Below are 6,999 nucleotides of genomic sequence, written 5' to 3' on the forward strand. Positions count from 1 at the left end.
AATGCTAATTTTTTTCACAAGAAGCCTTGTTTTTTAACATAGTTCATTGCGAGGGACGAACAGTCCCGAAGCAATCTATTCAGGTTGACTATGCATTGAAAAAAGTGTAGATTTCCCGAATGAGTGTCGCCAAGGGGGTATCATGAGTCGTTTCTTTGTCGGTCTTGCTTTGTGGGCCTTGTTGCTTGCGCTTGCGGCTTGCGGTGGCGACAGCAATGGTACCGACCCCGCCAGGGATGCAGAACTTGCCGAAATGGTCGACACCGTTGTTTCCACCTACGACGACTTGACGGTCTGTACGGACAAGCGGGAAGGCTCGACCGCTTATGTGGAAGATGAGAAGAAGGCCTATGTCTGCGAAAGCAAGCGCTGGACGGTCAATGATTCCTTGACTGAATTGATTCTGGACAAGGACTCCGACTCCGCCGAGGGTACGGAACCTGGCGAAATGGCCGATACCGTTGTTTCTGTCTTCGACGACCTGTTGGCTTGCACGAAGAATCGCGAAGGCTCGACCGCTTATGTGGAAGACGAGGATACAGCCTATGTCTGTAAGAAGGGGCTCTGGGTCGTTGATGATTCGTTGACTAAGGCGATTCAGCGTATGAACGAGAAGACATCCTCGAACAGCCAAAACAACAAGTCGTCAAGTTCGTTCCAGCAGGGGTCTGTGTTTCCAGTTGATAATACCTTGGCTACCCCGTGTAAGACAGAATCTGAGGATAACTGTGAATATGATACCTTAAGAGATGGCCGCGACTTTGAGACGTACAAGATTGTGAAAATCGGCGAACAGTGGTGGATGGCGGAGAACCTGAGATATTGGGGGTATAGTGGAATAGGATATGTATATCAAACCGTGGGCCCCGTGGTAAGCGGTCAGGCGCCGATGGTTCAATCCATGGGGCTATATACCAGAGCAATTTGCGATGATCGAGAAACATACGGTTGTTCGTATTTTTTTAATGCGGTGATGGATAGTGCCGGCAATGGAAATGGGAAGGGGTGCGGTTATCAAGGCTGCTTCCCGTCTGGAATTGTGCGTGGAATTTGTCCTGAGGGTTGGCATTTACCAGATACTTCGGAATGGAACGCTTTGTTCGCTGCTGTGGGCGGAGAAAAAACTGCAGGAATAATGCTAAAGTCTACTAGCGGCCGGGAAAAAGGCAATGGTACGGATGCCTACGGGTTTAACGCAATTCCAGCTCCCTATTGCAAAATTGTTTATGAAGTTAGTAATAATATTGGCGATTATAAGCCGAAATGTTTTGATACATATAACAGTGGCTTTTGGAGCTATTCGCTTGATGGAGGTTGTTATCATGTGGGATTTGATGGCGATCGTTCTCGTATTTATGCCGGTTGTTACGGAATAGGAGATTTACGTGATTCTAGGTATAGCTATTATGTTCGTTGTATCAAGGGCTCTGATACTGTTTCAACACAAAGTGCGATACAAATTCAGGTCTGCTCCTTGACGGACAACCGAGACGGACAGACCTACAAGACTGTGAAAATTGGAGAACAGTGGTGGATGGCAGAGAACTTGAACTACGAGACTGAGGCAGGGAGTTACTGCTACAATGATAGTGCTGAGTATTGTGAAAAATACGGCCGACTCTATACTTGGGCCATGGATGTGTGCCCCGAAGGCTGGCATCTGCCCGATACCACGGAATGGAAAGCTCTGTTCGATGCTGTAGGGGGACAAGCAACCGCAGGAACAATCCTCAAGTCCACGGAAGGCTGGCCCTACAATGGCTATCGCGACACCTATTCCTTCTCGGCGTTGCCTGCTGGCTTCAGGAACAACTTTGGGAATTTCTACAACGAGGGCGACTACGCGAACTTCTGGAGTTCTACGGAGCGCCGTAGCAACGACGCGTACTACATGTTCTTGCACTACACCAGCGGCGATGCGTACCTGAGCTACGACGATAAGTACCGCGGGTTCTCTGTTCGTTGCGTCAAGGATTCTGCATTATCTTATCCTCAATCCGCTTGCCGTTCTCTTGTTTCTTCAAGTTCAATACATTCATCAACTACATCTAGCAGCAGTTCTGTCGCTTCTTCAAGTTCGGTAAATTCGTCAACTACATCCAGCAGCTCGGTTGCTCCTGTTAGTTCGTCAAGCTCATTAACCGTCTCGCCGACGTATAGTACCTTGACAGACGACCGAGACGGGCAGACTTATAAGACTGTGAAAATCGGCGAACAGTGGTGGATGGCGGAAAATCTGAACTACGCATACACTGGTGTACCCTTTAAAGATGGTGATTACGCCTCCGATTCCACTAGCTGGTGCTATGACAATGATGCTGCCAACTGTGCCAAATACGGTCGTCTCTACACCTGGGCTGCCGCAATGGATAGCGCTGGCATTATACCTGGTAACACTGCCAATGGTTGCGGCTATGGGGAAATCTGCAACCTCGGCAACGTCAAAGTTCGTGGCGTGTGCCCTGAAGGCTGGCACCTGCCCAGCAGAGACGAAAGGGATACTTTGCTCACTGCAGTCGGTGGAAAAGCAACCGCAGGAACAATGCTAAAGTCTACGGAAGGCTGGAATGATAAGGATGATGGGACAAGCGGCAATGGCTCGGACGCCTATTCCTTCTCGGCGTTGCCTGCTGGCAGCAGGAACTACGATGGGGATTACTTCAGCGAGGGCGACTACACGTACTTCTGGAGCTCTACGGAGTACTATAGTAACCTCGCGTACAGCATGTACTTGGACTACTTCAGCGGCAATGCGTACCTGTACCGCAACAGCAAGGACTACGGGTTCTCTGTTCGTTGCCTTAGGGACTAGCAGGCTCGCCTAAGCGGCTTGCCGCTAGAGCGAGCGGGGCTAGCGCGCGTGCGCGCAAGTCCCCTCCAAAAAAGGCCGTCGAAGCCGGCCCGATTTTTTATACCTCGGGCGGCCTTTTGCATTAAGATTGCCTTTTTCGGTATAAACAGAAAACCACCTGTGAACCTTTTTTTTCCCGCCGAAAACATCTTTTTACCTCAAATTCCCGGAAAAATTTCCCCGCAAAGACGTCTATACATACAGATGGGGGACTGTCCCCATTTGCCGTGCGGGGCCGCCGCACAAAAACCGGAAATAGATATGGGAATAATCTTCGGGTAAGATGTATATGAAACTATCCATTATAAAACTGAAAGTATTTGCAAGCAAATGCTTGCATCTGCAAGCGAAACAATATATATTTATAGCTATGAGTACCATAGCTAAAAATTTCCGCATTGATTCCGAACTGAACAATCAAGCCAACGCCCTCCTTGAAGGGCTGGGACTTTCGATGTCTCAGGCGATTTCCATGTTCCTGCGGCAGGTGGTTTTGCAGCGAGGGCTCCCCTTCGAAGTCAAGTACCCGGATCGTTCCTGCGAACTTCTCGAGGCTGTCGAAGAGGCGAAACGCCTTGAAGCTGACCCGAAGACCAAACGCTATACGGACATGGACGAGATGTGGGCGGATTTGGATAAATGATTTACGAAGTCATTTGGACGAGTCACTTCAAGAAGGGGTACAAGCTTTGCAAAAAGCGAGGTCTCCCATTAGAAGAACTTAAGACAGTTGTAGCTGTGTTACAGAAAAAACAGGGGGATTCTGACGCTTACGCTCGTGGATACCGGAACGCATTCTGATTTGTTCAAGAGATAAGCGTGGCGTCTGAGCGGTATGTCATCCCCGACGCTTGTGCTGAGCTTTGCCGAAGCATGGTCGGGGATCTCCTTTTAAAAAAGGCCGCTCCTTGTCATTGCGAGGGACGAACAGTCCCGAAGCAATCTATTCAGGTTGACTATGCATTGAAAAAAGTGTAGATTTCCCGAATGAGTGTCGCCAAGGGGGTATCATGAGTCGTTTCTTTGTCGGTCTTGCTTTGTGGGCCTTGTTGCTTGCGCTTGCGGCTTGCGGTGGCGACAGCAATGGTACCGACCCCGCCAGGGATGCAGAACTTGCCGAAATGGTCGACACCGTCGTTTCCACCTTCGAGGACTTGACCGTCTGTACGGACAAGCGAGAAGGCACGACCGCCTATGTAGAAGACGAGAAGAAGGCTTATGTCTGCGAAAGCAAGCGCTGGACGGCCAACGATTCCTTGACTGAATTGATTCTGGACAAGGACTCCGACTCTGCCAAGGATGCTGAATCTGGCGAGAAAGTCGATGCGGTAGTTCCCACTTTCGACGACTTGCCATCATGCACGAGGGATCACGAAGGCGCTACCGCCTATGTGGAAGACGAGGATTCTGCCTATGTCTGTAAAAAGGGGCTCTGGGCCGTTGACGATTCGTTGACTAAGGCGGTTCGGCTGGACTCGGAGAAAAAATCATCGTCAAGCGCGAAGGCAAAGTCTAGTTCTAATAAGGCAAGTGACTCTAGCAGCAGCGACAAATCACCGTCAAGTTCTAGCGCGGTAAAAACGTCCAGCAGCAGTAGAGACGGTAAGTCCAATAGTTCAGATGAAGAAATTAGCTCATCGAGTTCCGTTGATTCTACAAACCGTTCATCGAGTTCTGCGGTCCCTCTAGGTTGCAAAATCGATACAGAAGACAACTGTGAATATGGCACCTTGACGGATGACAGGGACGGACAGACTTACAAGACTGTGAAAATTGGTGAACAGTGGTGGATGGCGGAAAATCTGAACTACAGGTATATTCAGCAGACATATAATGGAGGCGAAAAAGACTCTTCCAGCTATTGTTATGATAATGACCCCGCCAATTGTGCTAAATATGGCCGCTTGTACCTGTGGAGTGCGGCAATGGACAGTGCGGGTATTATACCTGGTAATACGGCCAATGGTTGCGGCTATTATGGGGAATTCTGCAACCTCGGCGAAGGCAAAGTTCGTGGCGTATGCCCTGAGGGCTGGCATCTGCCCGATACCACGGAATGGAAAACTCTGTTCGATGCCGTAGGGGGAGATGCAACCGCAGGAATAATGCTAAAGTCCACGGAAGGCTGGAATGATTATTATGGAACTAGTGGCAATGGCTCGGATACCTATTCCTTCTCGGCGTTGCCTGCTGGCCTCAGGAACGGCAGTGGGGATTACATCTACGAGGGCTACTACGCGGACTTCTGGAGTTCTACCGAGCACAATAGCTACAACGCGTACAGCATGCGCTTGCGCTACAACAGCGACCTTGCGTACCTGGACGGCAACCTCAAGTACCTCGGGTTCTCTGTTCGTTGCCTTAGGGACTAGGTTGCTAACCGGCAAGCCCCCTCCAAGAAGGCCGGCGAAGCCGGCCCGATTTTTTATACCTCGGGCGGCCCTTTGCATTAAGGCTGCCTTTTTCTGTATAAACAGAAAACCACCTGTGAACCTTTTTTTTGCCCGCCGAAAACATCTTTTTACCTCAAATTCCCGGAAAATTTTCCCCGCAAAAACGTCTATACATACAGACAGGGGACTGTCCCCTGTCCGCCACGCGGGGCCGCCGCGACGCATCCAGGCATGCCCGCATGCGGGCAAAGGGCAACATGGCAAGAAAGACAACAAAAAAGGTGGTCAAAGCGACCGTCAAGGCGAAGACAACGCGCCGCAAGCACGACCCGTTCTTCCGCTATATTTACAGCATTCCAGAAAACACGAGCGCGCTATTGCGGCTCGCGCAGCGCAGGACCCCGGCCCTCCGCAGGATGCTCTCGAATGTCGACATGGAAAGCCTGGAGCCCATCCCCGGCAGGTTCAGTTCTGTGGGCGAACAGGGCGAGGCCGACCTCGCGTTCAAGGCGAAGTCGCTCACGGGCGGCCCCGATGCGTTCGTGGGGATTTTACTCGAACACAAGTCCGTCAGGAAGGATGACGTGCTCGCGCAGATCTACCGCTACGTTTTCGAGGTGATGGTGAACAAGAGCCGTTCCGACTTCATGTGGCTCCCCACGAAGGCCATCATCATCTACAACGGGAAGACCGACTGGGATCCCGTCGCCGACTTCAGGAAGAATCGGTTTGCGGAATTCAACGGGGGTGACCTCCCGTTCGAATGCGTGATGGTGAACCTCTCGGACATACGCGACACGGACTGCAACGACGCGGACAATGCGGTAGCCGCCATCGGCACGCTGGTGATGAAGCACGCCTACGACCCCGACGGGCTCCGCGGTGCGGGAACCATCCTGAACTCGCTACTCGACAAGCTCGACAACGACACAAGGGCTACCGTTGTGAAGAAAATAGAGTTATATTTAGAATCGTACGTCGACCAGGACCTGGTCAAGGAGATGACTATGGCATTCAAGAGCATTGGACAGCGGATGGGGTTCGTCAGCATCGCCGACGCCAAGCGCATGGCTAAGGCAGCCGGACGCCGAGAAGGCCGAAAAATAGGTCGTGAAGAAGGACGTAAAGTAGGGCTTGAAGAAGGCATTTTGCAAGAGCAGGCGAATAGCGAAAAGAAGATGAAGCTTTTCGTGAAACGCATTGCCAAGAAAATGAACATCACAGAAGCGGAACTTCTCGCACTGAAGCCCTGAAAAACACGAAAGCTGACTCTACGTGAGTTCTCATCTCGCGCGACATTCCGATACAAAAAGCCCCCTGCGGAGGCTTTTTCTCGGAATAGCGAGATGGACAAAACCTTCGTTTCACTCAGCTTTTGCCCTTCGGGTTCCGCCTTACGGCGGAATCGCTAAATCGTCTAATATTCGCTTCGCTCATCGACGATTTAGTCGAACTCTCGTGACACTCCGCGCTTTAGCGCGGGAAATCGGCTTCGCCGATTGATAGTGGAACGATGTCAGTTTCGATGTTGTTTCAGTGCTTTAGCACTGTAAAACAACACGAAAGCTGACTCTACGTGAGTTCTCATCTCGCGCGACATTCCGATACAAAAAGCCCCCTGCGGAGGCTTTTTCTCGGAATAGCGAGATGGACAAAACCTTCGTTTCACTCAGCTTTTGCCCTTCGGGTTCCGCCTTACGGCGGAATCGCTAAATCGTCTAATATTCGCTTCGCTCATCGACGATTTAGTCGAAC

At 50.9% G+C, this 6,999-nt stretch carries 4 protein-coding genes; all 4 read left to right on the forward strand.

What is annotated here, in order from left to right; translation table 11 throughout:
• The first annotated feature begins 142 nt into the window (after nucleotides 1-142).
• The 4 genes from Q0Y46_RS14610 (at nucleotide 143) to Q0Y46_RS14625 (ending at nucleotide 6,497) form a co-directional block, all read left to right on the forward strand.
• Entirely contained in the window at nucleotides 143-2,812 is a 2,670-nt protein-coding gene (locus tag Q0Y46_RS14610; RefSeq protein ID WP_297948517.1) for an FISUMP domain-containing protein, read from the forward strand.
• 409 nt (nucleotides 2,813-3,221) lie between these two features.
• A complete protein-coding gene (locus tag Q0Y46_RS14615) occupies nucleotides 3,222-3,494 on the forward strand; it encodes a type II toxin-antitoxin system RelB/DinJ family antitoxin (protein ID WP_297948520.1) in 273 nt (90 codons plus the stop codon).
• 367 nt (nucleotides 3,495-3,861) lie between these two features.
• Nucleotides 3,862-5,223, forward strand: a complete 1,362-nt coding sequence (locus Q0Y46_RS14620; RefSeq protein WP_297948524.1) for a fibrobacter succinogenes major paralogous domain-containing protein — start codon at nucleotides 3,862-3,864, stop codon at nucleotides 5,221-5,223.
• Nucleotides 5,224-5,501: 278 nt separating this feature from the next.
• Nucleotides 5,502-6,497, forward strand: coding sequence for an Rpn family recombination-promoting nuclease/putative transposase (locus Q0Y46_RS14625; protein WP_295680627.1), 996 nt, complete (start codon nucleotides 5,502-5,504; stop codon nucleotides 6,495-6,497).
• Nucleotides 6,498-6,999 lie beyond the last annotated feature (502 nt).

This window comes from uncultured Fibrobacter sp., assembly GCF_947305105.1.
Taxonomy (GTDB): Bacteria; Fibrobacterota; Fibrobacteria; order Fibrobacterales; family Fibrobacteraceae; genus Fibrobacter.

Bases quoted from the DNA above. Each gene is read 5' to 3' on its own strand.
- Q0Y46_RS14610 (WP_297948517.1), top strand. From the start codon at position 143: ATGAGTCGTTTCTTTGTCGGTCTTGCTTTGTGGGCCTTGTTGCTTGCG.
- Q0Y46_RS14615 (WP_297948520.1), top strand. From the start codon at position 3,222: ATGAGTACCATAGCTAAAAATTTCCGCATTGATTCCGAACTGAACAAT.
- Q0Y46_RS14620 (WP_297948524.1), top strand. From the start codon at position 3,862: ATGAGTCGTTTCTTTGTCGGTCTTGCTTTGTGGGCCTTGTTGCTTGCG.
- Q0Y46_RS14625 (WP_295680627.1), top strand. From the start codon at position 5,502: ATGGCAAGAAAGACAACAAAAAAGGTGGTCAAAGCGACCGTCAAGGCG.